The 23,820-nt window shown below is 66.1% G+C and carries 26 protein-coding genes; 15 read left to right on the top strand and 11 right to left on the bottom strand.

Translation table 11 applies throughout. The features are described from left to right. A complete protein-coding gene (locus tag ACK8OU_RS13155; protein ID WP_410303876.1) occupies positions 1-750 on the bottom strand; it encodes an SDR family NAD(P)-dependent oxidoreductase in 750 nt (249 codons plus the stop codon). A 138-nt stretch (positions 751-888) separates the two neighbouring features. On the opposite strand from ACK8OU_RS13155, the gene ACK8OU_RS13150 reads away from it, so the two are divergent. From ACK8OU_RS13150 to ACK8OU_RS13130, 5 genes are all read left to right on the top strand, one after another. Then, positions 889-1,803, top strand: coding sequence for an NAD-dependent epimerase/dehydratase family protein (locus ACK8OU_RS13150; RefSeq protein ID WP_410303875.1), 915 nt, complete (start codon positions 889-891; stop codon positions 1,801-1,803). After that, positions 1,800-2,255 carry a nuclear transport factor 2 family protein gene (locus ACK8OU_RS13145; protein WP_410303874.1) on the top strand — a complete coding sequence of 152 codons (456 nt, stop codon included), beginning with the start codon at positions 1,800-1,802 and terminating at the stop codon, positions 2,253-2,255. The genes ACK8OU_RS13150 and ACK8OU_RS13145 overlap by 4 nt, the downstream gene beginning before the upstream one ends. Position 2,256: 1 nt before the next feature. Beyond that, positions 2,257-3,015 (top strand): SDR family NAD(P)-dependent oxidoreductase, encoded by a 759-nt coding sequence (locus ACK8OU_RS13140; RefSeq protein ID WP_410303873.1) that lies wholly within the window; start codon positions 2,257-2,259, stop codon positions 3,013-3,015. A 107-nt stretch (positions 3,016-3,122) separates the two neighbouring features. Next, entirely contained in the window at positions 3,123-4,328 is a 1,206-nt protein-coding gene (locus ACK8OU_RS13135) for an acetyl-CoA C-acyltransferase (protein ID WP_410303872.1), read from the top strand. Beyond that, positions 4,325-4,924 (top strand): VOC family protein, encoded by a 600-nt coding sequence (locus ACK8OU_RS13130; protein WP_410303871.1) that lies wholly within the window; start codon positions 4,325-4,327, stop codon positions 4,922-4,924. The genes ACK8OU_RS13135 and ACK8OU_RS13130 overlap by 4 nt, the downstream gene beginning before the upstream one ends. Here ACK8OU_RS13130 and ACK8OU_RS13125 read toward each other — a convergent pair whose 3' ends face one another. The 3 genes from ACK8OU_RS13125 to ACK8OU_RS13115 form a co-directional block, all read right to left on the bottom strand. Further along, positions 4,925-5,665 carry a TetR/AcrR family transcriptional regulator gene (locus tag ACK8OU_RS13125; protein ID WP_410303870.1) on the bottom strand — a complete coding sequence of 247 codons (741 nt, stop codon included), beginning with the start codon at positions 5,663-5,665 and terminating at the stop codon, positions 4,925-4,927. Between the two features lie 127 nt (positions 5,666-5,792). Continuing rightward, on the bottom strand, positions 5,793-6,671 hold the full coding sequence (locus tag ACK8OU_RS13120) for an SDR family NAD(P)-dependent oxidoreductase (RefSeq protein ID WP_410303869.1): 879 nt from the start codon (positions 6,669-6,671) through the stop codon (positions 5,793-5,795). Further along, entirely contained in the window at positions 6,668-7,171 is a 504-nt protein-coding gene (locus tag ACK8OU_RS13115; RefSeq protein ID WP_410303868.1) for a nuclear transport factor 2 family protein, read from the bottom strand. Before ACK8OU_RS13115 ends, ACK8OU_RS13120 begins: the two co-directional genes overlap by 4 nt. A 194-nt stretch (positions 7,172-7,365) precedes the next feature. Here ACK8OU_RS13115 and ACK8OU_RS13110 point away from each other — a divergent pair, with 194 nt between their 5' ends. From ACK8OU_RS13110 to ACK8OU_RS13070, 9 genes are all read left to right on the top strand, one after another. After that, the gene (locus ACK8OU_RS13110; protein WP_410303867.1) at positions 7,366-8,475 is read left to right on the top strand and encodes an acyl-CoA dehydrogenase family protein; all 1,110 of its coding nucleotides are present in this window, start codon (positions 7,366-7,368) and stop codon (positions 8,473-8,475) included. Beyond that, positions 8,472-9,656: an acyl-CoA dehydrogenase family protein gene (locus ACK8OU_RS13105; RefSeq protein WP_410303866.1), complete on the top strand. Its 1,185-nt coding sequence runs from the start codon at positions 8,472-8,474 to the stop codon at positions 9,654-9,656. Before ACK8OU_RS13110 ends, ACK8OU_RS13105 begins: the two co-directional genes overlap by 4 nt. Before the next feature lie 5 nt (positions 9,657-9,661). Then, positions 9,662-10,234: a nuclear transport factor 2 family protein gene (locus tag ACK8OU_RS13100; RefSeq protein ID WP_410303909.1), complete on the top strand. Its 573-nt coding sequence runs from the start codon at positions 9,662-9,664 to the stop codon at positions 10,232-10,234. Next, positions 10,231-10,992 carry an SDR family NAD(P)-dependent oxidoreductase gene (locus ACK8OU_RS13095; protein WP_410303865.1) on the top strand — a complete coding sequence of 254 codons (762 nt, stop codon included), beginning with the start codon at positions 10,231-10,233 and terminating at the stop codon, positions 10,990-10,992. Before ACK8OU_RS13100 ends, ACK8OU_RS13095 begins: the two co-directional genes overlap by 4 nt. A gap of 83 nt (positions 10,993-11,075) precedes the next feature. After that, entirely contained in the window at positions 11,076-12,143 is a 1,068-nt protein-coding gene (locus tag ACK8OU_RS13090; RefSeq protein WP_410303864.1) for an NAD(P)H-dependent flavin oxidoreductase, read from the top strand. Between the two features lie 12 nt (positions 12,144-12,155). Beyond that, complete coding sequence (locus ACK8OU_RS13085) at positions 12,156-12,926, top strand: enoyl-CoA hydratase family protein (RefSeq protein WP_410303863.1); 771 nt, start codon at positions 12,156-12,158, stop codon at positions 12,924-12,926. Next, on the top strand, positions 12,923-13,708 hold the full coding sequence (locus tag ACK8OU_RS13080) for an SDR family oxidoreductase (protein ID WP_410303862.1): 786 nt from the start codon (positions 12,923-12,925) through the stop codon (positions 13,706-13,708). Before ACK8OU_RS13085 ends, ACK8OU_RS13080 begins: the two co-directional genes overlap by 4 nt. Before the next feature lie 3 nt (positions 13,709-13,711). Beyond that, positions 13,712-14,170 (top strand): MaoC family dehydratase, encoded by a 459-nt coding sequence (locus ACK8OU_RS13075; RefSeq protein WP_410303861.1) that lies wholly within the window; start codon positions 13,712-13,714, stop codon positions 14,168-14,170. A gap of 10 nt (positions 14,171-14,180) precedes the next feature. After that, complete coding sequence (locus ACK8OU_RS13070) at positions 14,181-14,810, top strand: nuclear transport factor 2 family protein (RefSeq protein WP_410303860.1); 630 nt, start codon at positions 14,181-14,183, stop codon at positions 14,808-14,810. 51 nt (positions 14,811-14,861) lie between these two features. On the opposite strand, the gene ACK8OU_RS13065 is transcribed toward ACK8OU_RS13070, so the two are convergent. The 3 genes from ACK8OU_RS13065 to ACK8OU_RS13055 all read right to left on the bottom strand — a co-directional run bounded on the left by ACK8OU_RS13065 (position 14,862) and on the right by ACK8OU_RS13055 (position 18,285). Next, complete coding sequence (locus ACK8OU_RS13065; RefSeq protein WP_410303859.1) at positions 14,862-15,827, bottom strand: helix-turn-helix transcriptional regulator; 966 nt, start codon at positions 15,825-15,827, stop codon at positions 14,862-14,864. 372 nt (positions 15,828-16,199) lie between these two features. Next, on the bottom strand, positions 16,200-17,408 hold the full coding sequence (locus ACK8OU_RS13060) for an ABC transporter substrate-binding protein (RefSeq protein WP_410303858.1): 1,209 nt from the start codon (positions 17,406-17,408) through the stop codon (positions 16,200-16,202). Between the two features lie 70 nt (positions 17,409-17,478). After that, positions 17,479-18,285, bottom strand: coding sequence for an SDR family oxidoreductase (locus tag ACK8OU_RS13055; RefSeq protein WP_410303857.1), 807 nt, complete (start codon positions 18,283-18,285; stop codon positions 17,479-17,481). A gap of 172 nt (positions 18,286-18,457) precedes the next feature. On the opposite strand from ACK8OU_RS13055, the gene ACK8OU_RS13050 reads away from it, so the two are divergent. Then, positions 18,458-20,044, top strand: a complete 1,587-nt coding sequence (locus ACK8OU_RS13050; protein ID WP_410303856.1) for an AMP-binding protein — start codon at positions 18,458-18,460, stop codon at positions 20,042-20,044. A 53-nt stretch (positions 20,045-20,097) separates the two neighbouring features. Here ACK8OU_RS13050 and ACK8OU_RS13045 read toward each other — a convergent pair whose 3' ends face one another. Genes ACK8OU_RS13045 through ACK8OU_RS13030 form a run of 4 tightly spaced genes read right to left on the bottom strand, consistent with a single transcriptional unit; the run spans position 20,098 to position 23,818 of the window. Further along, a complete protein-coding gene (locus ACK8OU_RS13045; RefSeq protein WP_410303855.1) occupies positions 20,098-21,003 on the bottom strand; it encodes an SDR family oxidoreductase in 906 nt (301 codons plus the stop codon). A gap of 12 nt (positions 21,004-21,015) precedes the next feature. After that, a complete protein-coding gene (locus tag ACK8OU_RS13040; RefSeq protein WP_410303854.1) occupies positions 21,016-21,615 on the bottom strand; it encodes a gamma carbonic anhydrase family protein in 600 nt (199 codons plus the stop codon). Positions 21,616-21,618: 3 nt separating this feature from the next. Further along, complete coding sequence (locus ACK8OU_RS13035; RefSeq protein ID WP_410303853.1) at positions 21,619-22,770, bottom strand: acetyl-CoA C-acetyltransferase; 1,152 nt, start codon at positions 22,768-22,770, stop codon at positions 21,619-21,621. Further along, a complete protein-coding gene (locus ACK8OU_RS13030; protein WP_410303852.1) occupies positions 22,763-23,818 on the bottom strand; it encodes an acyl-CoA dehydrogenase family protein in 1,056 nt (351 codons plus the stop codon). The genes ACK8OU_RS13035 and ACK8OU_RS13030 overlap by 8 nt, the downstream gene beginning before the upstream one ends. Positions 23,819-23,820: the final 2 nt, after the last annotated feature.

Here is a 23,820-nt window from a genome sequence, read left to right as displayed (position 1 = left end):
TCAGATAAGGAACTGCGCGCCGTCAATGACCAGCGCAGTGCCGGAAACGAAACGCGCATCCGGCGACAGAAGATAGGCAAAGCCTGCGGCGATGTCGGACGGCTCGCCCAAGCCATCCTCGAAGCCCTTCAGCTTGGAACGGCGGAAGGTCAGGTCGGGGTCGGCATCGGGCACGGCGGATACCACGCTCATGTTCGACCGGATGCCGCCCGGACAGATCGCGTTGAACCGCACCCCGGCCGCGGCATATTCGGCCGCCAGCGATTTGGTCATGGCGATCATGCCCGCCTTGGCGGTGGCATAGGCGGTGGCATAGGCCAGCCCCTCCAGTGCGGCCAGCGACGCGGTGTTGACCACCGATCCGCGGGTTTCGATCAGATGCGGGATCGCGGCCTGACAGATCAGGAAGGCGCTGGTCAGGTTGATGGTCAGGCCACGGTGCCAATCCTCGGGGGTGATGTCGGTGGACCGGACCTTGGTATAGACCCCGGCGATGTTGCATACGCCGTCCAGCCCCCCCAGCCCGTCAACCGTGCGGGCGACCAGCGCGGGGCTTTCGGCGGGGGCCGCGGCGTCATAGGCGAAAGTCAGGGGGCGGGCGCCAAATTCCTGCGCGATCTCGTCGGCGGTCCGGTCGGGGGCGCGCAGATCCGCCAGCGCCAGAAGCGCGCCTTCCGACACCAGCCGCCGCGCCGTAGCCGTTCCGATCGCCCCCGCTGCCCCCGTCACAAGGATGCGTTTTCCTGTCAAGCGCGCTGTCACGGTGTCTTTGCCCCTCTGTTGCCCATTCATCCAAACGCGCTCTGGCCCGCGCGGCATCGTCTGAATGGGGTAGGCGCCCCGGCGCCGGGCAACCGAAACTGCGCCGAACAGACGGAGGACAAGTCGATGAAAATCCTGATCGTGGGCGGGACGGGCATGATCGGTGGCCATGCCGCCCTGATGCTTGCCGCCGAGGGGCACGAAGTTACGCTGGGCGCGCGCAAGCCCGCGCAGGCGCGGTCGCCCGTGGCGCATTTCGCGCATCTTCTGGGCGATTACACACAGGGCGATTTTTCCACCCGCGATCTGGAGCGTTTCGACGCGGTGGTCTTTGCCGCAGGCAATGACATCCGCCATCTGCCCGCCGGGGTGGATGGCGATGCATTCTGGCGCGCGACCCAGATCGAGGGCGTGCCAGCGTTCGTGGCCCGCGCCAAGCAGGCCGGGGTGAGCCGCGTGGTGCAGCTGGGCAGCTATTATCACCATGTTATGCCCGGGCTGGCCGAGACCGATGCCTATGTGCGGGCGCGCAAGCTGGCGGATGAAGGTGCGCGGGCGCTTGCCGACGCCAGCTTCAATGTTTCTACGCTGAACCCGCCATCGATCGTGGGGTCGCTGCCCGGCACCGCCGCGCGGCGCTATGAGAGGCTGGTGCTTTGGGCGCGCGGCGACCTGCCTGAACTGCCCGATTTCGCGCCCGCGGGCGGCACCAACTACATGTCGGTGCGGTCGCTGTGTCAGGCGATCTTGGGGGCGTTGCGCAATGCGAAATCGGGCCATGCCTATCTGGTGGGCGATTGCAACCTGCGTTTCCGCGACTTTTTCCAGCTGTTCTTCGATGCTGCCGGCAGCCCGCGCAAGCTGGCGGAGCGTGATGCCGAACATCCGATGCTGCCCGATGCCTTCATCGTGCCGGGCCGGGGCAACGTGCTGGCCTATGACCCCGATCCCGCCGAGGTCGCCCTTTTGGGCTATGACCGCGATGATGTCACCCGCGCCGTGCGCGAGATCGTACAGATGGTGGCGGAGCCGCTGCGATGACCGCAACGGCGGATCTGGTCGCCCTGCGCCTTGTGGCCGATCGCTATGCCCTGGCGGTCGATCTTGGCGATGGCGACCTGTTCGCCGATCAGTTCATGCCCGACGGTATCCTGATCTCTCCGCGTGGCGGGTTCGCGGGGCGGGCGGCGCTGGCGGGTGTTCCGGCGATGATGCGCGGGTTGTATGACCGCACGCATCACGCCGTCACCGGACTGGTTCCCCGGGTCGAGGGCGACCGCGCCACTGCCTATACCGGCACTTTGGCCCGCCATTTCTACCGCGCGGGGGATGGGGTCGGGTACTGCTATGAAATGACGGTACGTTATAGCGACCAGTTTGTCCGAATTACGGATGGCTGGCGCCTTGCCCGGCGCGAATTGCATCTGCTGGGCGATGCCACCTGGCCTGCCGGGCGCCGTCACACCCAGCCAAACCCTGTAAAGGAGGCCTGACATGGTCGATCGGTTGAAAGGAAAAGTCGCCTTCATCACCGGCGGCACGGGCGGCATCGGCGCGGTGGCCTGCGCGGCCTTTGCCCGCGAAGGTGCGCTGGTCGCCGTGGCCGGGCGACGCCGCGATGCAGGCGAACAAGTGGCCCGCGCGATCCGCACGGCGGGCGGCACGGCGCGCTTTGTGCGGACGGACGTGACCGACGAGGCCAGCGTTGCCACCGCGCTGGACGAAACTGTCGCGGCCTTTGGTCGTCTGGATGTGATTTACAACAACGCCGGCGGGTCCTTGGCGCAGGACGGGCCGGTGACGCGGACGCCCCCGGATGTGTTCTGGAAGACACTGCGGCTGGACCTGTTCGGCACCTGGCTGTGCTGTCACTATGGCATCCCGCATCTGATCCGCTCGGGCGGGGGGGCGGTCATCAACACCGCCTCGATCATGGGGGCAATGGGGGTGCCGAACCGCGATGCTTATACCGCCTCCAAAGGCGGGGTGATCGCGCTTACCCGGTCGATGGCGGTGGAATATGCGGCCGATCGGGTTCGGGTCAACGTGTTGGTGCCCGGCGCGGTCGCCACGCAACGCGTTCTGGATTTTTTTGCCAGCGAGCCGCATCTGGAAAAGCAGCGCCAGGCCTATCTGCTGGGCCTGAGCGAGCCCGAAGATGTGGCCAATGCGGCGATCTTTCTTGCGTCGGATGAATCGCGCCGCACCACCGGGCAGATGCTGGGCGTGGACAGCGGCATCCTGATCTCGTGATCCGTTAGTCTTTTCAGACGATGCCCGCCCCGCCCGCCGGCCTTAGCCCTGAACGTCAACAGACCCGGGTTTCGCTGCCAGCGTTCCCATCAAACCGGAGAAGACCCTTGCGTGAAGCCGTCATCGTTTCCGTCGCCCGCACGCCTATTGGCAAAGCCTTTCGCGGCGCCTTCAACGACACCGAGGCCCCGGCCCTGTCCGGCCATGCCGTACGCGAGGCTGTGACCCGCGCGGGGCTGGACCCTGCGCAGGTCGATGATGTGATCATCGGCTGTTCGGCCCAGCAGGGCACGCAGGGCTACAACATCGGTCGCCTCACCGCCGCCGCTGCCGGATTGCCCGACACCGTGCCGGGCATGTCGGTGGACCGGATGTGTTCCTCGGGTCTGATGGCGATGGCAATCGCCGCGCAACAGATCGTGGTCGAAGGGATGGCCACCGTGGTCGCAGGCGGGGTGGAATCGATCAGCCTTACCCAGAACAAGTTCAAGAACACCTACCGCAACCGGTCCGGGACCGTGCTGGCGCATTGGCCGCACATGTACATGACGATGATCGAAACCGCCGAGATCGTCGCGCGCAAATACGGCGTATCGCGCGAGGCGCAAGACGAATTTGCGCTGCAAAGCCAGCTGCGCACCGCTGCTGCCGACCAGGCTGGCCGTTTCGCGGCCGAGATCGTGCCGATGGCTTCGCGCAAGCTGGTCGTGAACAAGGAAACTAGGGAACAAAGCTTTGAAGATGTCCTGCTGACCTGTGACGAGGGCTTCCGCGGCGACACCACGCTGGCAGGCCTGAACAAGCTGGCCCCCGTCTTTGCCGATGGCGAGATCGTCAAGCAGGGCGAGTTCGTGACTGCGGGCAACGCCTCGCAATTGTCTGATGGTGCCGCGGCGCTGGTCGTGATGGAGGCATCCGAGGCCGCGCGGCGGGGGCTGACGCCGCTGGGCGTGTATCGCGGCATGGCCGTGGCGGGCTGCGCGCCCGAGGAAATGGGCATCGGCCCGGTCTTTGCGGTGCCGAAGCTGCTGCGCCAGCATGGGCTGAAGGTTGACGACATCGACCTGTGGGAACTGAACGAGGCTTTCGCCGCGCAGGCGATCTATTGCCGCGACCGGCTGGGGATCGACCCGGGCAAGGTCAACGTGAACGGCGGCGCCATTGCGGTGGGCCATCCCTTCGGCATGACCGGCGCGCGCTGCGCGGGCCATCTTCTGGTCGAGGGTCGGCGGCGCGGCGCGAAATACGGGGTGGTGACCATGTGCGTCGGCGGCGGCATGGGCGCGGCTGGCCTGTTCGAGATCCTGTCGTGAACGGGGACGGGCAGGGTGTGCCGTTGCGCCCGGTTCTGGGCCCGGCCACGCAGCTGGGCTTTGTGGTGCGCGATCTGGACGCCGCCGTGCATCACTGGATCCACGATCTGGGCGTCGGTCCCTTCCTGTTTCTGGACAAGGGCACCGGCCGGCCGCCCAACCCCAGCCTGTTCCGCGGCGAGGAGGTGCGGTTGGAACTGCGCCTGGCCTTCGGGTTCATCGGGGATGTGCAGCTGGAGCTGATTCAGCAGGTGAATGACGCGCCCTCGCCCTATACCGAGTTTCTGGCTTCGGGCCGGGAAGGATTGCAGCATCTGGGCTACTGGGTCGAGAATCACGAAGAAACCTGCCGCCGGGTCGAGGCGGCGGGCTATGGGCCCGAACTGGTGATCCCGATTGCCGGGCAGGACCGGCCGATCATCTATTATGCCTCGCCTGCCCAGGTTGGCCCGATGATCGAACTGGTGCCGAAGCGTTGGCGCCGCGCGCGCGAGGCGGTCTCGGCCCGGCTGAAGGTCTGGACCGGGGGCGACCCGCTGATCCGGTATGATACCTACGGCGACTTCCTGACCGATGCCAAGGTGGTCTTCGACTGATTACAGCAGCTTGTCGTCCAGCCAGTCGATCTGGCGGCGCATCTGGTCCAGCGCGTTGGCGATGCCGGCGGTATCGCTGACCGTGGCCCCGCGTGCGATCAGGGCGTGCAGGGCCATGTCGGCGATGACCTCGGCAATTTCCTGCGGGCTGCGCGGCCCTTGCGGCGAATACCAGCGCGAGGTCCAGTTCGCCATGCCGATCACCGCGAAGGCGGCAATCTTGGGGTCGACGGGACGGAATTCCTTGGCGGCGATGCCCTCGGTGATGCAGCGGACATAGAAATTGAAGATATCGCGCCGGCCCTTGTTGTAGATCGGACCAAGCTCGGCGGGGATCTGCGCCTCCAGCCGTGCCAGCAGGATGAAGCGCGACCCTTCGGACAAGCGGCGCGAGATGCCATCCACGATCGCCTTGCGCAGCCGTTCGGTCGGGGTCAGGTCGGGGGTGTCGATCAGGTCCTGCAACTGGTGCGAGGGGGCCAGCGCCTCGGATTCGACCAGCGCCGCGAGGATTTCCTCCTTGTTGCGGAAGTAGTGATAGACCGCCGATCGCCCCAGCCCGATCGAGCGGGCAATGTCGTTGATACTGGTCTGGGCATAGCCCTTTCTGTCGAACAGTTCGGCCGCGATATCGATCAACTGATCGCGGACAAGTTCCTTGCGCGGGTTGCTGCCATTGCGCGCCTCGCGGGGTTCGGGAAGCGGTGCCGCTTCGGCGGCCGGGTCTGCGACGGGCTTCACTTTGGGGCCTCCTGCGCGCGGGGACAGGGTTTCGGGGCTTAGAACACTCAAGCTGGGATCGCCTTTTATATCATGGGGGGCGCCGGGCCAATGTGCGCGCGCGTCCCGGTGCGGAAAATCTTGCACGTCAGGGCGTGGCGGCGGTGAAAGCCAGCCCGAGTTTGTGCTGATGATGCAACAGCGTGCTGGCAAAGGCCCCGGCCACGCTGTCGCAGGTCCAGTCACCCTCGATCACCGGGGCGGCGATCATCGGATGGGTGACGAAGGACAATTGCCGCCCCGCGATGCGGATCACCTGACCATGCACCTCGCGCGCGGCATCCGACAGCAGATAGGCTACCACGGGCGCATTCGCCTTGGCCGGGGGCAGGGTGGTGTAATGCACCTCGCGGTTCTGGCCCTGCAAGGCCATCAGATGCGCGTTCTGTGCGGCCATCGCGGTTTCGGCCAACGGTGACAGGGCGTTCATGCGGATGCCCGAGCCACGCAGTTCCATCGCCCAGCTATAGGTCAGCGCGGCAATCGCCCCCTTGGTCGCGCCATAGCCGCCAAGCGCGATGTCGCCCGCCTGCGACCCCGAGGTGACGTTTAGGATTGCCCCCCCGCGCCCCGCCGCCCGCATCCGCCGCCCCGCCGCTTGCGCGCAGGCCGCGGTGCCCAGCAGGTTGACTTCGACCATGTGGCGGAAATCGGCTTCCGTCACATCCTCAAGCAGGGCGGGGCGCAGGATGCCGGCGTTGTTCACCAGCCCGTCGATCGCCCCGAAGGCGTCGACGCAGGCCGAAACCAGCGTTTCCCCGAACCCCCATGCGGCAACGTCACCCGGCAGTGCAGCGGCCCGGCCCCCTGCGGCGGTGATTTCGGCCACCGTCCGTGCGGCGGCGGCGGGGGTGATGTCATTGACCAGAACCGAAGCCCCCAATGCCGCGACGTGGCGCGCATAGGCCGCGCCCAATCCGCCGCCCGCGCCGGTGATCGCAATCGCCTTTCCGTCCAGCCGGATCATTGACCCCCCCCTTCGCGGTCGGCCAGACCGCGCTCCAGAATTTCGCGCCCGGCGGGGGATCCATCCATCAGCCGGTTAATGCGGTTGGTGACGCGCCAGCCCTCGGGCGTGCGCTGCAATTCCCAGCGGTTGGCGCTGGCGCGTTCCACCCGCCAGCCGTCGCCGTCGTACAGATAGACCCGCGAATAGCTGGTGGCGATAGCCCGGTCGCCGCTGATCGTGACCATTGGCAGGCCCATCACATGCGCGCAGCCGCGGTCCACATAACCGCGATGCGTATCAAGATCGACGATGGCGCCCACGGCCTTGGCGCCGCGGACCGGCTCGTCGCCGAAGTCATAGCAGCCCCCGGGCGCCCAAAGCGCCGCCGTCGCCGCAGCCGAGCGACTGTCGACCGCCGGGCCGTAGCTGGCCAGCACTTGCAGGATCGCCAGCTGATCCTCGGCCAGCTTCAGGCGGCGTTCCATCGCGGCCATCTGCGCGGCAATGTCCTGTTGCATGATCCCCCCCTGTTTGCATCAGCTTTGCCGCGATGCCGGGCGCTTCCATCGTTCATTTGCAGGATGCGGCAGGATTTTTTGCGGCGGGTACAGAACGGCGCGCTGTCGGGTTGACCGGACCATCCTTCGTTTGGACGATGTGGTGCGGGCGGGCCGGTGGCATCGCTGGGGCGCAAGACAGCAGGCGGGGCAAGATGGATCTGACACTTACCGAGGATCAGCGGGTCATCCGGGAAGAGGCCCGGCGGCTTCTGGCGGATCGGATGCCCCCGGAGCGGTTGCGGGCGGTGATTGTCGAGGGGCAGGGCGTTGACGCAGGTCTTTGGGCCACCGTGGCGGGTGAACTGGGCTGGGCTGCGCTGACCATTCCCGAGGCGCAGGACGGTCTGGGCCTGGGGCTGACGGAACTGGCTTTGATGATGGAGACCGCAGGCGAACGGCTGGCGCCGATCCCGCTGTGGGAAAGCGTCTGCCTTGCTACGCCGGTACTTCTGGCGGTGGGCAGTGCCGCGGCGCAGGCTGTGCTGTTGCCACGCATCGCGGCGGGCCAGTCCGCGACGGTTGCCCTTGATCCGCGCCAGCCCGAGGCGGCCTGCCTGACGGCCAGGCCGGCGGCCAACGGCTTCGTTCTGGACGGGCGCCTGTCGCCGGCCCTGTCGCCGCTGGCCGATCTGGTGCTGGTGCAGGCCCGTCTGGGCGAAGGCACGGCCTGGTTCGCGCTGGAACCCGGCATGGGCCAGCAGGTGCAGCCGCTGGCGGGGCTGGATGGTACGCGACAATGGGGTGCGCTGCATCTGGATCGCGTGATGGTCCCGGCTTCGGCCCGGATCGACGAAGGCGCGGCGCCTGATGCGCTGCGGCGGGCGTTGGCGGTGGCTGGGCTTGGCCTTGCCGCCGAACAGGTGGGCGCGGCGCGCGGCGTGATGGATCTGACGCTGGCCTATATCACTGAGCGGGTGCAGTTCGGCCGCACCATCGCCTCGTTCCAGGCAATCAAGCATCGCTGCGCGGGTCTTGAGGCCGACCTGGCCGAGGCGCGCGCGCTGGTCTATGGCGTGGCCGCCACCGCCGATCCCGAGGCCTTCGTGCTTGAGGTCGCGGGCCTGCGCGCGCTGGCGCAGGATCTGGTGTTCCGCGCCGCGCAAGAGGCGATCCAGCTGCACGGCGGGGTTGGCATCACCTGGGAATACGACCCGCATCTGTATTTCAAGCGCGCGCAGTCCGACCGGAGCCTGCTGGGCGACCCCGAGACGCATCTGGACCCGATCGCCGCGTATCTTCTGGACCATGAGGCCAAGGCATGACCCAAGATATCCACCACGCCTTGCGCGCCGAGATCCGTAACTGGATGGCAACGCATCTGACGGGCCGGTTCGCCCCCCTGCGCCATCGCGGCCACGCCGGCGACGGCGACGCCCTGCCCGAGTTGCGCAAAGACTGGGAACGCGAACTGGCGGCCGGTCGCTGGACCTGTCCCGGCTGGCCCGAGGAGTGGGGCGGGCGGGGCCTGTCGGTCGCCGAACAGGTGGTGTTCCAGGAAGAATATGGCCTTGCGGGCGGTCCGGGCCGGATGGGCCATATCGGCGAGGGCCTGGTCGGCCCCACGCTGATCGAATTCGGCACCGGGGAACAGAAACGCCAATTCCTGCCCGGCATCCGCGCCGGCACCGAATTCTGGTGCCAGGGTTATTCCGAACCGGGCGCGGGGTCCGATCTTGGCAACATCCGCACCCGCGCGCGGCTGGACCCGGCCACCGGCAACTGGCTGGTCAGCGGGCAGAAGGTCTGGACCTCGCTGGCGCATCTGTCGGACTGGATCTTTGTCCTGGCGCGCTGCGAGGAAGGCGCGGTCGGGCGCAACGGCCTGATCTTCCTGCTGATGCCGCTGGATCAGCCCGGAATCGTGGTGCAGCCGATCCGCCAGATCGGCGGCGGGGCCGAATTCAACTCGGTCTTCCTCGATGGCGCGGTGGCCAAGGCCGAACACGTCGTGGGCAAACCGGGCGAAGGCTGGAAGATCGCCATGGCGTTGCTGGGGTTCGAGCGGGGGATTTCCACGCTGGGCCAGCAGATGGCCTTTTCACAGGAACTGGACGCGATCTGCCAAATCGCGCGCGAAAACGGCGCGGCGCAGCGGCCCGCGATCCGGGCGCGGATCGCCCGGGCCTGGGTGGGCCTGCGGGCGATGCGCTATCTGGCGATGCGGGTGCTGGCGGGCGACCCCGCGCCCGAGGCCCGGCGCGAGGCGCTGAGCTACAAATATCACTGGTCGAACTGGCACCGTGACCTGGGCCGTCTGGCGATGGATGTGATGGGCCCCGAAGGTGCGATCCTGGACGACGACCCCCGGCGCGAACGCCTGCGCCAGCTGTTCCTGTTCAGCCGCGCCGACACGATCTATGGCGGTACCAATGAAATCCAGCTGAACCTGATCGCCGAGCAGGGCCTTGGCATGCCGCGCGAACCGCGCGGAACCCTGGTCTAGTGGCGATGGGGGTGGCCGAGCCCACGCTGGACGAAATCGCCGCGCGCGAGGCGTTGTGCCGTTTGGTCACCGCCTATTCGCGCGCGGTGGACCGGCGCGACTTTGATCTGCTGCGCAGCCTGTATGACGAGGCAGCGACCGATAGCCACGGCCGGATGTTCGAAGGCGGGCGCGACGCCTATGTCGCCTTCTGCGAACGCGCGCTGCGCGCCTATGAGGCGACGGTGCATTACGTCGTCAACATGGATTTCGTCATTGACGGCGACCGGGCCGAGGGCGAGGTGCACAAGATCAACTATCACCGCACCCACGGCCCCGGCGGCTATGAAATCGTCACCGGCAGCCGCAGCCTTGACCACTATATCCGCCGCGATGGCACCTGGCGCTTCCTGTCGCGGCAGATCACGCTGGACTGGGCGCGCAAGCAGCCTGTGGATCCTGCCGCCTATCATGACTTTGCCGCCGGCAGCCCCCCCGGCCAGCCCGGGCCGGGGGATTTGTCATACCATGTATTGAAGGCTTTTCCGCGCGGGCCGGGCACCCCGCCCGCGCGGTCACCCAAGGGAGGAACGACATGACCACAGCACCCTTCGCGGGCAAGATCGCGGTTGTCACCGGCGCGGGCAACGGCATCGGCCGGGCCTGCGCGCTGGCCTATGCCCGGGCGGGCGCCGATGTCGCGGTGTTCGACCGCGAGGCCGAGGCGCTGGCTGAAACCGCCGGGATGGTGCGCGCGGCCGGGGTCCGGGCGCTGCCCGTCGCGGCCGACATGACCGTGCAGGATCAGGTTGCCGCCGCTTTCGACCAGGCCCGCCGCGACCTTGGCCCGATCGATATTCTGGTCAACAACATCGGTCAGACCGCGCGCGAGAATTATTCCGAATTCTGGCAGGCCAAGCCCGAAACCCTGCAATTCGTGATCGGCGTGTCGTTGATGACTACGCTGATGTGTTCGCGCCAGGTGGTCGGGCAGATGCGGGAACGGCGGACGGGCAAGATCGTCTCGGTCTCGTCGGATTCGGCGTTCAACGGGGATATCGGCACGGTGGACTATGCCTCGGCCAAGTCGGGAGTGCTGGGGTTCACCCGATCGCTGGCGCGTGAGCTTGGGCCTTACAAGGTCAATGTCAATGCCGTGTGTCCCGGTCCGACCAACACCCGCGCGATGCAGCGCATCCCGAAGGACGCCTATGAACGCGCGCGTAATGCGATCCCGCTGGGAGAGTTGTGCGAACCAGAGGATATCGCCAATGCCGTCCTGTTCCTGTCCGGCGACCAGGCCCGTTTCATCACCGGACAGACGCTGCTGGTCAATGGCGGGCGGGTGTTCCATTGATGCTACCTCATTCAGACGATACCGGCGGGGGGTATCCGGGCTATCCACCTTTCAGATGAAACGCATGAACAAGCGGTAGGCCCATGTCCAACGACCTTCATACCGAGCTTTGCGACCGGCTTGGCTGTCGCTATCCCGTTGTCCAGACCGCGATGGGCTGGGTTGCGGATGCCCGCCTGACGGCGGCGACCTGCAACGCGGGTGGTTTTGGCTTTTTTGCGGGGGCCACCGCCGAACCGGGCGATGTTGAAAACCAGATCCTGCGGATCAAGTCTCTGACCGACAAGCCCTTTGGCGTGAACTTCCACATGTTTCAGCCCAATGCCGAAGAGCTGATCGCCGCGGTTATCAAGCACAAGGTGCGCGCGGTCAGCTATGGCCGCGGCCCCGATGCCGCGACGATCCGCCGGCTGAAGGATGCGGGCGTGGTCTGCATGCCCACGGTCGGCGCGGTCAAACATGCGGTGAAGGCGGTCGAGATGGGCGCAGATATCGTTACCGTGCAGGGTGGCGAGGGCGGCGGCCATACCGGGGCGGTGCCCAGCTCGATCCTGCTGCCGCAGGTGCTGGATGCGGTCAAGGTGCCGGTGGTTGCGGCGGGTGGCATGTTCGACGGGCGCGGGCTGGCGGCGGCGCTGGCCTATGGTGCGGCGGGCATCGCCATGGGGACGCGGTTCCTGCTGACCAGCGATTCCCCTGTGCCGCGTTCGGCGCTGGATCGATATCTGGCCACCAGGGATCCGACCGTGATCCGGGTGACGACAGCGGTGGATGGCCTGCCGCAACGCTTTGTCGAGAATGATGAAATTCGCCGTCTGGAAGGAATGTCCCTGCCGGCCCGTCTGACGATGAGCCTGAAATATGCCCGGCAGTGGGCGCGTGAAAACAACATGGGTCCGCTGGCAATGGCGCGGCTGGGGTTGAAGGTGCTGACCAGTGGCGAAAGCAGCTTTGCCCAGACCGTGATGGCCCCGAACCTGCCGACGCTGGTGCAGCGCGGCGTGGTGCGGGGCGACCCGGATCATGGCCTGTTGCCCAGCGGCCAATGCGCCGCAGTCATCGATCGGCTGGAAAGCTGCGAAGACCTGATCCGGCGTATCATGGTCGAGGCGAACGGCCGGCTGGCGGCCCTTGCCGCCCTGCGGAACTGAAAAGGAGGCATCATGGGTCAACAATTCTGGTCAGCCATCGAAAACGGGATCGCCGAACTGGTGATCGAAAGCCCACCGGTCAACGCGCTTGACAGCAAGGGCTGGCGCGGCCTGTCGCAGGAAATCGACGCGTTGCAAGCCAACCCCCAGGTGCGCGTGATCGTGATCCGTGCCGAGGGCCGCGGCTTTTGCGCCGGCGTCGACATCAAGGAACTGCAGCGCCACCCCGAGCGTATCCCCGAGGTGAACGCGGGCAACTGGGAAACCTTCCGTGCCGTCCACCGCGGGCTCAAGCCGGTGATCGTGGCCGCGCACGGCTATATCCTGGGTGGCGGCATCGGCATCTGCGGCTCGGCCGACATCATCCTGTGTTCGCCCGATGCGACCTTCGGTGTGCCCGAGGTGGACCGCGGCGCGCTTGGTGCGGGCGCGCATTTGCAGCGGCTGTTCCCGGTGCAGAAGGTCCGCCAGATGTATTTCACAGGCGAGCCGATCGACGCGGCCGAGGCTTATCGTCTGGGCGCGGTCGAAAAGATCGTTCCGCGCGAAGATCTGCGCGCCGAGGCGCTGGGGCTGGCCGCCAAGATCGCCGCAAAAAGCTCGACCATGATCCGGCTGGCGAAAGAGGCGCTGAACGGCATCGAGGATGGCGATCTGGAACACAAATACCGTTGGGAACAGGGCTTTACCGCCCAGGCCTATCTGACCGCTGAATCGCAAGAGGCGCGCGACGCCTTTGTCGCCAAGCGGGACGCCGATTTCAACGCAAAGGCCAAGGCATGACCCAGACCCCCACCTATGTCGAAGGCCACGGTCTTCTGAAGGGCCGTTCTGTCCTGATCACCGCCGCTGCCGGCGTCGGTATCGGCTTTGCCGCAGCCAGGCGCGCCATCGAGGAAGGGTGCCGGGCGATCATGATTTCCGACATCCACGAACGCCGGCTGGCCGAGGCGGCCGACCGGCTGCGCGCCCTTGGCTTTGGCGCCGAGGTGCACGCGCAACTGTGCAACGTCACGCAGGAGGCCGAGGTTCAGGCACTGATCGATGCCGCCGAAGAAAAGCTGGGCGGGATCGATGTGCTGATCAACAACGCTGGCCTTGGCGGTTTCCGTTCTGTTGTCGAGATGACGGATGCCGAATGGAACATGGTGCTTGACGTCACCCTTACCGGCACCATGCGCATGACCCGCGCGGCGTTGGCGCGGATGATCCCGCGCAAGGCCGGGGTGATCATCAACAACGCGTCGGTTCTGGGCTGGCGGGCGCAGAAAAGCCAGTCGCATTACGCCGCCGCGAAGGCCGGGGTGATGGCCTTTACCCGTTGTTCCGCGCTGGAAGCCGCCGAACACGGCATCCGCATCAACGCGGTGTCGCCCTCGATCGCGATGCACGAGTTCCTGAAAAAGGCCGCCGGCCCCGGCGAGCTGGAGGCGCTGAGCGCGCAAGAGGCCTTTGGCCGCGCCGCCGAGGTCTGGGAAATTGCCAATGTGATGATGTTCCTGGCCAGCGATTATTCTGGCTACATGGTCGGCGAGGTCGTCTCGGTCTCAAGCCAGAGGGCGTAAGCGATGGGACTGGTGTTCACATCGCCGCAAGAGGCCGCAAGCGCCGAGGGCATGGATCTGGGTCACAGCGACTGGCTGGAAATTGACCAGAAGCGGATCGACACCTTTGCCCGCGCCACCGGGGATTTCCAGTGGATCCACGTCGACCCGGAAAAGGCCAGGGATGGCCCCTTCGGCAAGACGGTTGCGCATGGCTATCTGACGTTTTCCCTGATCAACAACTTTCTGCCCGACCTGTTCCGCGCGGAAGGCATGACAATGGGGATCAACTACGGCGCGGATCGTGTGCGCTTTCCCGCGCCGGTGCCGGTGGGATCGCGCGTGCGCGCCGCCGGAACGCTGGTCAAGGCCGAGGTGCTGGAGGGCAACGCCGTCCAGACCACCGTGCGCGTGACGATGGAGATCGAGGGCGGCGCCAAGCCCGGTTGTGTGGCCGACATCCTCGGGCGCTATTATTTCTGAAAGGGTGGCCATGACCGACATACAGGAAGAAATCCTTCGACGTCTGGACCGGATCGAATCGCGTGATGAGATCCGTCAGCTGATTTCGAAATATTCGCTGGCGCTGGACATGCGCGACATGGCGGCGATGGCGGGCCTGTTCCTGCCCGACGTCAAGGTCGGCAAGGACAGCAACGGCCGCGAGGCCCTGCGCGACTGGCTGGACCAGACCATGCGCGTACAGTTCGACGGCACCTCGCACCACGTCGGCACCACGATCATCGAGTTCCTGAACCCCGACGAGGCCGTGGGCATCGTCTATTCCAAGAACGAACATGAAACCGGGGCGGAATGGGTCATCATGCAGATGATGTATCACGACCGCTACAAGCGGGTGGACGGCCGCTGGTATTTCGCCCGCCGCCAGCCGCTGTACTGGTATGCGACCGACCTGAACAAGCCGCCGATCGGGGCGCGCAAGATGCGCTGGCCGGGCCGCGAGCCCTATGAAGGGTCGTTCCATGCGCTGTTCCCGTCCTGGAAGGAATTCTGGTTGCGCGGCGGCCCCGAGGAAGGCCCGCTGGCGCCGCCCGCCCCGTTGGAGCAGTTCATCGAAACGATGCGGCGCGGGGCGACGGTGCACGGCAACCGCGTACGCTGACGATTCGCCGATCAGACTTTTGGCCGGGCGCCGCAGTGCCCGGCCTTTGCGTCAGAGGGCAAAGCTGTCGGCTTCGGCCGCCGTGCCGCCCAGGATCGCGGCGCTGTTCAGCACCATGCGGACCAGTTCGGTCTGCCGGGTGATGCCGTTCTTGGAAAAGATCGATCGCAGATGTGCCCGTGCCGTGTTGCGGCTGATGTCCAGGGCGATCGCGGCATCCTCCAGCGACAGGCCGGCGGCCAGCCGTCGGGTCATCGCGGCCTCTGCGGGGGTCAGGTCCAGAATCTGGCGCACGAAGTCGCCTTCGATATTGGGCTCGCGGTCAAAGTCACGCACATAGATACAGATCAGCGGCGAGCCGGCCGAAACCGGCCGCAGCACCAGCCCCAGCGTCCGCAGGCCGGACCCGCTGGTCACCGACATGCCCCGCGGTTTGCCTGCGCCGGGCGTCTCACGCAGGAGTTGCTGCAGCTTGCGATCTTCGGCAACGTGGGTGGCGCGCAGCTTTCCATACTGTACCTGAAGGCCTTGACGCGCGGCCAGCATACCTTCGGCCAGGCCCGACATTCGCACAACACGGCCCGCCTCGTCCGCGATGACCACGCCGACATGCAGGCATTCCAGAGCGTTGGAATAGGCGGTGTTTTCAATGGCGCGTTCGTCCAATTGCGAATTCAGATCCAGCGTGCGGGCGATCTGGGTGACGACGATACCCAGCAAAGTGCTTTCCTCGGCTTCGAAGCGCGGTGCGGCGCGGTCGCGGAACACCCAGATCGTGTAATCGCCCAGACCGTTGACACGGGCTTCCTGTGCGCTGATGTGCTGGAATTGGTCGATCAGATCGCGCAGCGGGGTCGAGCGTGCCGACGTGCCGGTCAGTGCGTTCTCGCCCAAAAGAGTTTGGCTGGCGCAATCGGCGAACAGCCTTGTCTGTCCGCGGGCATCGGCTTGCGCGAGAATGACGGCCTCGGCCGCAAAATGGTCGCGCACCATGCCCAGCATTGCGGACACTGGCATCTGGCAACTTACGGCACCACCCAAGGCATTCAGCAACTGTCCGAAACTCACGACGGATTTCGAGTGAAAAACCATTATCCCCCCTTCCGGTGACCGCAATACGGCCCCGGCGATTTCCTGTGGATCCCCTCGTGGAGCGGTGCGGGCCCATCACCGGCCAATGTCCGGGTCAGGGTGGTGGCGGTGCGTCCTCCTCCGTGATTCTGCGCCGTACCGTCAACCGTCCTGCCGTCATAGTGTCAGCAAATTAACGCATCGTCAAAGAAATTGTCACGGTGTCGAAAAATACTGCACAACGTCAAAATTGCGGAAAGTGGCAAGAAAAAAGCCCCGCCACGAGGGCGGGGCCAATAGCCAGGGGGAGGGCTGGCGTTAGTTGCAGACCGCGCGTTCCACAAGGCCGTCTTCGCGCGGCTTGTGCGGATTGCGCACCACGACGACCGATTCCACCGCTGGCAGGAAGTGGCTTTCGGGGCTGGCGTTGACCGCGCCTTGCATCACGACGATTTCGCCGGCCTTGGTTTCCAGCCAGGCTTTCATTGCGTCGCCATCGGTCGAACCGGCACCGTTCGCGGCCGCGGCGGCCACCATCGGCAGCATGAAATAGGGATTCAGCGCCGAAGGCCCGCCCATCTGGTCGATATTGGGGATGCGGGCGCGGGCGCGTTCGGCGAACTTGGCGAAGGCAGATTCCCCAACGGCGTCGCCGGGGCAGAAAGTCATACCGACGAACTGGGTCGCATAGACATCGTTGAAGGCGTCATCGCCCAGCAGCCTGGCGTTGCCGACGGCGTAGTTCTGCGTCGTCATGCTGGCCAGCACGGGCGCTTCCCAGCCGATATCGGCACGGTTTTCCAGAAACTTGCGCGAATCGTCGCCGATCGAGTTGATCAGCAGCACGGCTTCGGCGCCAGAACTGCGCATCGACAGCAGCTGCGGGGTCATGTCTTCGGTGCGGAAGGGGAATTCCTGCACGATCACCGGCTCGTTGCCGCGTTCCGTCATATAGGCGACGATTTCGGTGACCGCGGCCTTGGACATGCCGCCGTTGTCCGAGATCAGCGCCAGTTTCTTCAGGCCCAGCACGTCAATCGCGTAATCGACGTTGGCTTTCATCTGGTTCAAGCCGGTGACCGAGCTGGTGAAGTGATAGGGTGCGAAGGCAGGCGTCAGGTCGGTCGAAGCGGCGGTGGACAGCTGGACGATCTTCTTTTCACTCGTCACCGCAGTGATGCCCATCGTTTCCTGGCTGGTCGCGGGGCCAACAAGGATCTGGATACCTTCATTCTCGATCAGGCGGCGCGTCTCGCTGACGCCGTGGGTCGGGTCGGTCATCGTGTCGGCCAGGACATATTCGACCTTCTTGCCCAGGATGCCGCCGGCCTCGTTGATCTCGTCGATGGCCATGCGCCAGGCGTTGTCGGCGACCACCCCGATCGAGGCGCCGCCGCCGGTCATCGACATGATGCCGCCCATCTTGATCGTGTCCTGCGCGAAGGCGCCGGTGCTCCACAGGGCGATCGCGGTCAGCGATGTGGCGGCCCGCATCATTCGGCGCTTGGGTGTTTTGGCTTTGTTCATTGGGGAACCTCCTCCTCTGTTCAGCTGTGATCAGGCCTTTCAACGGCCCGCGCCGCATCATTCATTCAGACTAGTCCGCATCGCTTGCATGGCGGCGGATGATGTCAAGGAACAACGGCGGTTCGCCCCCGCCATCCACCTCAAGGCGCGCACCGCTTATGAAGGCCGCCATCGGCGAAGCCAGAAAAAGCGCGGCCGCCGCAATATCGGGGCCGGTGCCCATGCGCTTCATTGGCAGGGCGGCCTTCAGTTCGGTCTGTGCCGCGGCCGAGCCATAGCTCAGGTCGGTCTGTTCGGTCTGCATCAGGCCGCAGATGATCGCATTGACCCGGATCTTTGGCCCCCATTCCTGTGCAAGGCTGGTGGTCAGGTTCAGCAGCCCCGCCTTGGCCGCGCCATAGGCAACGGTGCCGGGGGCGGGGCGTACGCCAGCGACGCTGGCGATGTTGATGATCGAGCCGCCTTGTGGCTGCGCTATCATCCAGCGATGCGCTGCCTGGGACAGATGCAGCGGTGCGGTCAGGTTCAGCGCGATGATCGCCTCGGAAAAGCGCGGAGAGACGGTCGCGGCATCGGCGGGTGGCGACCCCCCCGCGTTGTTCACCAGCACATCCAGCCGCCCGCCATGCGCGCTTGCCACCGTATCGACAAGGGCGCGGCAGGCGGTTGCGTCGCGCACGTCGCAGGCATGGAAGCTGGCGCGCCGCCCACCGCTTTCGGGCAGCGCTTCGGGCGCGGTGCGGGCACAGACGGCCACCTCGGCGCCGGCGTCCAGAAAGGCCTGGGCGATATGGCGGCCGATGCCCTTGGTGCCGCCGGTGACGATGACGACTTGCCCCGTCATCGGTGGCAGGTAAGACTGGTTTTCGCGGATCACGGGTGGTCTCCTCGGGCAGTTCCTGGTTTGACCTGTTGTAGGGGCGTTGGGCGTTGACCAACTCGTCCCTTCGGACGATGCGGGCGGGTGGGCGGGATGATGCTATCACGTCGGCAACCTCGGGAAAGCCGGATGATGAGCCCGATACAATATCCACAGACACAGGTGAAAGATGACCGCTGACAGCCCGGTATGGGAATTCACGACGATACCGGCGCTGTGTGCCGATGCGGCCCGGGCTTATGGCACACAAACCTTTATCGAAGATCGCGGCGTCAGGCTGAGCTTCGTCGGGTTCGATCGCCTGCGCCGGCAGATCGCCCGCGCCTTCATGGCCACGGGGTTGGCCAAGGGCGACAAAGTGATGATCTGGGGCCCGAACAGCTGGCAGTGGTTCGCCACCGCGATGGGCCTGCTCAGCGCGGGCGGCATCCTGATTCCCTGCTCGACCCGGTTCAAGGGCACCGAGGTGTCCGAACTGATCCGGCGCAGCGAAGCCACCATGCTGATGTCGGTGGGCGATTTCCTGGGCCTGCACTATCCCGACATGATCCCCGCCGAAGGCCGTGCCCCGCTGCGTGACATCGTCGTGTTCGACAACCCCAAGGCCGGCGAGGTCGCCTGGGATGCCTTTCTGGCCCGGGCCGGTCAGATTTCCGAAGAGGCGCTCGACGCCCGCATCGCCGAGGTCGGCCCCGAGGATCTGTGCGACATGCTGTTCACCTCGGGCACCACGGGCTATCCCAAGGGGGTTATGTATGAACACCGCAAATGCCTGCGCGCCATTGACGCCTGGGCCACGCGGGTCGGGATCCAACAGGGGGACCGCATCCTGGTGATCCCTCCGTTCTTTCACGCCTTCGGCTATCGTTCGGGCGGGATCGTGTCGCTGATGCGCGGGGCGGTGCTGATGCCGCATCTGACCTACGACCCCGGGGAAATCCTGCACCGGGTGCAGAACGAAAAGATCTCTGTCATCCCCGGTCCGCCGGCGATCTTCCACGGCATGTTGCAGCATCCCGAACTTGCGAAGTTCGACACCAGCAGCCTGCGGCTGGGGGCGACTGGCGGGTCGGTTGTGCCGGCAACGCTGATCCGGCGGATGCGGTCGGAACTGGGATTTTCCGGCGTGGTCAACGGCTATGGTCTGACCGAATGCGGCGGCTATGGCACGATGTGCCGCGCCGATGACGACGCCGAGGTGATCGCCAACACCGCCGGCAAGCCTTTCCCGGAAACCGAGGTGCGGATCATGGACGCCGAGGGCAACCTTTTGCCCGACGGCCAGCCCGGCGAGGTGGTGATCCGTGGCTACATCACCATGCGCGGCTATTTCCACAACCCCGAGGCCACCGCCGAAACAATCGACAAGAACGGCTGGCTGCACACCGGCGATATCGGCTATTTCGATAGTGACGGCAACCTGCGGATCGAGGACCGGGTGAAGGATGTCTACATCACCGGCGGCTTCAACTGTTACCCGGCCGAGATCGAGCGGCTGATGAGCGCGCATCCCGCCGTGGGCCAGATCGCCGTGATCGGCGTGCCTGACGAACGCATGGGCGAGGTCGGCAAGGCCTTCGTCGTGCTGCGCCCCGGGACCACCGCGACCGAGGCCGAACTGATCGCCTGGGCGCGCCAGAACATCGCCAACTTCAAGGTGCCGCGCAGCATTGAATTCCGCATATCGCTGCCTACCAGCGCGCAGGGCAAGGTCGTCAAAGATCACCTTCGCAGCGACCCGCAACGCGCGGTGTAACAAGAAGGCCCGCCCCGAAAGGGCGGGCCTTCTTCTTGCGGGGGACGCATTGTTCAGGCGGTGCCGTAGACCGGTTTCGGGGCAGGGCGCTGCGCCATCAGTTCGGTGATCTTGTCGCCCAGTTCCGCCGCCTGCCAGCGGCTGCCCTTGTCGTATTCCGGGCCGTCGTTCCAGCCCAGGCAAATGCGGATCGTGCCGCCGATCAGTTCGAACACCTGGCCCGTTACCTTGGATGACCCCTCGCTGCACAGCCATGCCACCAGCGGCGCGGTGTTTTCAGGGGCAAAGCGGTCAAAGGCGCCCTCGACGGGTTTCATCGCGTCGGCAAAGGCGGTTTCGGTCATCCGGGTGCGGGCATTCGGGGCCAGCGCATTGGCCGTGATGCCATAGCGCGCCAGTTCCGCCGCCTGTACCAGCGTCAGCGTGGCGATGCCGGCTTTGGCGGCCGAATAGGCGCTTTGGCCCATGCTGCCCTGAAGCCCCGCCCCGCTGGAGGTGTTGACGATCCGCGCATCGACCTTGCGACCGGCCTTGACCTCGGCGCGCCAGTGGTCGACCGCGTGGCGGCTGATGCAGAAATGCCCGCGCAGGTGGACGCGCAGCACCGCATCCCATTCTTCGGGCGTGCAGGACACGAACATCCGGTCGCGCACGAAGCCCGCGTTGTTCACCACCGCATCCAGCCGGCCAAAGGCATCCAGCGCCGCCTGCACGATGCGGCCGCCCGCCTCATAATCGGCGACGTCGTCAAAGTTGGCGATCGCCTTGCCGCCCATGGCGCGGATCTCGTCCACCACTTGCTGGGCGGGGGTTTCGGCGGTGTCATCGCCATGCGTGCCCACGCCCAGATCGTTGACCACGACCTTGGCACCCTCGGCAGCCAGACCCAGCGCATAGGCGCGGCCAAGGCCCCGGCCCGCGCCGGTCACGATCACCACACGATCCTTGCAAATCCCCATCAGCTTCTTCCTTCAATTGCGGGGCGAAAGCCGCACGGCCCGCGCCTGTCCCGTGTTGCGTCTGCGATCCGGTCCCGCCTCGGTCAGGGGGGCGCAGGCCACAAGCCCTGCCAGCGAGCGATCGGCCAGCCGCTGATATTCGCCATCGCCGTTGTTGCGCCAACGGATCGTCTCTTCCGGCAGTTCCTTGATCAGGCGTGCCGGGTTACCCGCGATCAGGCTGCGCGCCGGAAAGATTGCGTCGTTCTTGACCAGGCTCAGCGCGGCGACAAGGCTGTCTTCGCCGATCTCGGCCCCGTCCAGCACCACGCTGTTCATGCCGACCAGCGCGTTCACCCCCACGCTGCAGCCATGCAGCACGACGCCGTGGCCGATGGTCGCCCCGCGCCCGACGATGCAATCTGATCCCGCGCCGGTGTGCAGCGTGCAATTGTCCTGTACGCTGGCGTCACCCACGACGGTGATGCGCCCGAAATCGCCCCGCAACGAGGCATTCGGCCCGATGTAGCAGCGCGGCCCGATCGTCACATCGCCGATCAGCACCGCCGTCGGGTGCAGGAAGGTCGTCGGATGGACGACCGGCACGATCCCCTCGAAGGCGTAAACCGGCATAGGTTACAGCCTTTCGATGATGGTTACGTTCGCCTGGCCGCCGCCTTCGCACATGGTTTGCAGGCCATAGCGGCCGCCGCGGCGTTCCAGTTCGTTCAGCAGCGTTGTCATCAGCCGCGTGCCGGTGGCCCCGATCGGGTGGCCAAGCGCGATGCCGCCGCCGTTCACGTTGACCTTCTCATGCGGGATGCCAAGCTCTTTCATCCAGGCCATCGGCACCGAGGCGAAGGCCTCGTTGCATTCGAACAGGTCGATGTCATTGACCGAAAGGCCGCTTTTTTCCAGCGCGTGGCGCGTGGCCGGGATCGGCGCGGTCAGCATCCAGACCGGATCGTCGGCGCGCACGGTCATGTGGTGGATACGCGCGCGCGGCTTAAGCCCGTGGTCGCGCACCGCCCGTTCCGAGGCGATCAGCATGGCCGAGGCCGCGTCGCAGTTCTGGCTGGCCACGCCTGCGGTGACGCGCCCGCCCTCGATCAGGGTCGGCAGCGTCGCCATGCGTTCCAGCGAGGTGTCGCGGCGCGGCGTCTCATCGGTGGTGAAATCGCCGACGGGGGCGATTTCGCGGGCAAAGCGGCCCTCGTCCATCGCGGCGATGGCGCGGTGGTGGCTTTCAAGGGCGAACCGTTCCATCTCCTCGCGGGTGCAGTTCCACCGTTCGGCGATCATCTCGGCCGAACGGAACTGGCCGACTTCCTGATCGCCAAAGCGCGCCTGCCATCCGGTCGAGGTGCGGAACGGGTCGGGATAGCCATATTGCTGGCCCAGGATCATCGCGGCGGAAATCGGGATGGCGTTCATGTTCTGCACGCCGCCCGCGATGACCAGATCCTGCGTGCCGCTCATGACGCCCTGGGCGGCGAAATGCACCGCCTGCTGCGATGATCCGCATTGCCGGTCGATGGTGACGCCGGGCACATGCAGCGGCAGGCCCGCCACGAGCCAGCAGGTGCGCGCGATGTCGCCCGCCTGCCCGCCGATGGTGTCGGTGCAGCCATAGATCACATCGTCCACCGCGCCCGGGTCGACATCGTTGCGCGCCATCAGCGCCTGCAGCGGCACCGCGCCCAGGTCGGCGGGGTGCATCGCGGCCAAAGAGCCCTTCTTGCGTCCGATCGGGGTGCGGACCGCGTCGATGATATAGGCCTCAGCCATGGGTCGTTTCCTTTGCAAAGGTCTGGTCCGGGCCAAGGCGGCCATTCAGGACCCTGTCGGCCACGCGGGCGCGGTGCAGCGCGGGCGTGCCCCACCAGGTGGTCAGCGCCAGCGCGCGTTTCAGGAAGAAGTGGACGTCCACCTCCCAGGAATAGCCCATCGCGCCGTGCACCTGGATCGCGGTGCGGGCGGCAAGGTCGGCGGCCTCGGCGGCGGCCAGCCTGGCCTGGGAAATGCGCGCGCGGGAATACAGATCCCCCTGCGCCAGCATCGCGGCACCGGCATGAACCACCGGGCGGGCGAATTCGATCTTGACCTGCGCGGTGGCCAGGTGGTGCTTGATCGCCTGGTTGACGCCGATTGGCTTGCCGAATTGCTGACGTTCCCTGGCATAGGCCACGGCCAGATCGACGCAACGCTGCGCGATCCCCACCAGCTGCGCGGCGGTGAACAGCGCGCCCCGGTCCAGCGTTGCCGCCAGCGCGGGGGCGGCGATCTCGGCGGTGGCCAGCAGGCGCGCTTCGGCCGGGTCGAAGTTGACGGTGAACAGACGCCGGAATGGGTCGATGCTGTCTTGCCGCGTCAGGCGCGCCTTGGCCGGATCGACCAGACATACAGCGCCGTCGTGTTCCAGAACCAGCGCGCCGGCGCTGTCGGCATCGGCGACAAACAGGTTCGCCGGGTGGCCCACGGCCACGGTGATTTTACCTTCCAGCGCGCGGGCAAGTTCGGGTGCCTCGGGGGCCAGATCGGCCAGAAGGGGCAGGGCGGTTCCGACGTGTTCCACCAGCGGTTCGGGCAGGCCCGCATAACCGCAGGCTTCGGCGGCCAGCACGAAATCAGCGGCCTGCAGGCCCAGGCCGCCCGTCTCTTCGGGCACCAGCGCGCCGGCCAGACCCATCTCGGTGATCTTGGCCCAGCGGTCCTTGTCGCGGCCCGCGCCCGAGGCCATCAGGCGGCGCAGGTCGGCGGGTTGGCAGGTGTCGGCCAGCAGGGTGTGCACCACCTCGGCGGTCATCTGCTGTTCTTCGGTAAACCGGAAATCCATGC

This window comes from Pontitalea aquivivens (assembly GCF_046507575.1).
Taxonomy (GTDB): domain Bacteria; phylum Pseudomonadota; class Alphaproteobacteria; order Rhodobacterales; family Rhodobacteraceae; genus Pontitalea; species Pontitalea aquivivens.
The sequence above is the reverse complement of the archived record's forward strand: the minus strand, read 5'-3'. Positions and strand labels throughout refer to the sequence as shown.